Below are 2,004 nucleotides of genomic sequence, written 5' to 3'. Positions count from 1 at the left end.
TCGGGATGTTTCTCGTTCAGGATCAGAAAATCCTGCGGACGCAGAAGCTGCGCCAGAAATCGCGGCGATCCGGGGTAGAGGCGAGGCTCGGCCCCGGCATTCACCGCCTGTACGGCGGCGCGGTAGTCGTCCAGCAAGGGGTTCGGGTCGGCAAAGGCCCGCAGCACGCCCTGTGTGGCCTCGCCGGTGCGCTGCGCCTCCTCGCCGCCAAGGTCGTAGAGCCCGCAACCGGCATGGGTGTCGATCAGGGTCAGCGCGCCCGGTTTTTGCTGCAAGGCCCGCACGAGGGCGATCAGCAGGCTGTGCTTTACGACGTCGGCGCTATTGCCAGCATGAAAGCTATGACGATAATTCATTGTTATTCAAAATCCTGGCGATCTGCCTCTATACGAACGGCCGGGCGCGAGGCGTGGGAGCAGCGATTCCAACTGGCTTGCGGTACGCCTGCCTTCTCGAAAGCAGCCATGTTCGGATCGCAGCGCCGTGTTGTCCGCAAGATCGCACAGCGGCGCTGTGCCAAATTGACTTTATCGGGGCTGAAAATCGAGAGTTTGGTGCGGTGATTGGTAAATCCGCTCGAAATTGTACCAAATTCCCGAAAAAAATAAATAAAATCAATGTTCATGGTGCGGTCGAGAAGACTCGAACTTCCACGGCCTTTCGGCCACAACGACCTCAACGTTGCGCGTCTACCAGTTCCGCCACGACCGCACATCATGATGGTCCGGATTGTCTCCGGTACCAGGTAGGAGCGGGCGCCTAGCAAAGCTTTTCGGGTGATGCAAGCAAGCTTCCCCGATTTATTTTTGCGGGCGCGAACAAGCGGGCCGCGCGCAGCGGCCGATGTCATCAAAGCGACTCCAAAGAGTCATGCAACTGTCATGGCTCTGGCGTCAGACCGTCATCGAATCACCCTAGTGGCGGCGTCACCGGGGGCGAGGCGACATATCTCCTCTCATCCGCGGCCTATTTTTCATCAGGGGCGCGCAGGCGCACACCGGGAACGGAGATTTTCATGGCGGCTTTCGCACGCATTCGTTTGGTCATGCTCAGCGGCGTGGCCTGTTCCATCCTTGCGGCGTGCGGCGCCGACGGCGTCGCATCGCCGGGCGAGGGCGTGATCGTCGTACCGACGCCCACGCCGACCCCGACCCCGACACCGACCCCCACGCCGACCCCGCCGGCCACCGTTACGCCGGCTGCGAACTGCCCGTCGATCGCCGGCCCCGACCAGCTCGCAAACCTCGGCACCATCTCGGGCCCTGGCGGCGAATGGCGCAACTGCGGTTTCCCGACGCGCTTCACCGCGACCACCGCGATCCCCAAGGCTCCGGGCGTAATCTATTCGCTTCCCGGCCGCGTCGATGTCGGTACCGACCAGGGCGCCGCGAGCACGAACAATGTCGTCACGCTGACGATCGATCCGGGCGTCACCATCTTCGGTGCGACGGGCGTTTCCTTCCTCGCCGTCAATCGCGGTAACCGTATCGACGCGGTGGGCACACCGACCCAGCCGATCATCTTCACCGGCCGCGGCAACGTCGTCGGCTCGGCGGGCGACCAGACCTCGCAGCTGTGGGGCGGCGTCGTCCTGCTCGGCCGCGCACCGGTCACCGACTGCCTCGCGCCGGGCGCAGCCCCGGGCACGGTCGCTTGCGAACGCGACACCGAAGGTACGTCGAACGCGCTCTACGGCGGCGCGCAGCCGGCCGATAACTCGGGCCGCCTGTCCTATGTCCAGATCCGCTACTCGGGCTTCATCCTGTCGGCCGCGAGCGAGCTGCAGGGCCTGACCCCGTCGGGCGTCGGTTCGGGCACGCAGCTCGACCACATCCAGATCCACAACAGCTCGGACGACGGCATCGAAGTGTTCGGTGGCCGCGTGAATATGAAGCATCTGGTGATCACCGGCGCCGAGGACGACGGTCTCGACACCGACGTCGGCTATCAGGGCAACATCCAGTACGTCATCGGCGTGCAGCGCGAAGGCGGTGCGGTCGGCGA

Annotated in this window: 2 protein-coding genes, 1 tRNA gene and 1 pseudogene; 1 reads left to right on the top strand and 3 read right to left on the bottom strand. The window is 64.1% G+C overall.

The window, feature by feature from the left end; translation table 11 throughout:
• From rlmJ to JHC57_RS22240, 3 genes are all read right to left on the bottom strand, one after another.
• On the bottom strand, positions 1-356 hold a 356-nt coding region (gene rlmJ / locus JHC57_RS22250), incomplete at its 3' end, for a 23S rRNA (adenine(2030)-N(6))-methyltransferase RlmJ (RefSeq protein ID WP_294032734.1).
• Between the two features lie 2 nt (positions 357-358).
• Positions 359-625 (bottom strand): hypothetical protein, encoded by a 267-nt coding sequence (locus JHC57_RS22245; protein WP_294032733.1) that lies wholly within the window; start codon positions 623-625, stop codon positions 359-361.
• A tRNA-Leu gene (locus JHC57_RS22240) sits at positions 625-711 on the bottom strand. Before JHC57_RS22240 ends, JHC57_RS22245 begins: the two co-directional genes overlap by 1 nt.
• Positions 712-1,015: 304 nt before the next feature.
• Here JHC57_RS22240 and JHC57_RS22235 point away from each other — a divergent pair.
• Positions 1,016-2,004 (top strand): annotated as a pseudogene (locus JHC57_RS22235) (hypothetical protein); the annotation flags it as partial.

Source organism: Sphingopyxis sp. (assembly GCF_016463645.1).
Taxonomy (GTDB): Bacteria; Pseudomonadota; Alphaproteobacteria; order Sphingomonadales; family Sphingomonadaceae; genus Sphingopyxis.
The sequence above is the reverse complement of the archived record's forward strand: the minus strand, read 5'-3'. Positions and strand labels throughout refer to the sequence as shown.

Bases quoted from the DNA above. Each gene is read 5' to 3' on its own strand.
- JHC57_RS22245 (WP_294032733.1), bottom strand. From the start codon at position 625: ATGAACATTGATTTTATTTATTTTTTTCGGGAATTTGGTACAATTTCG.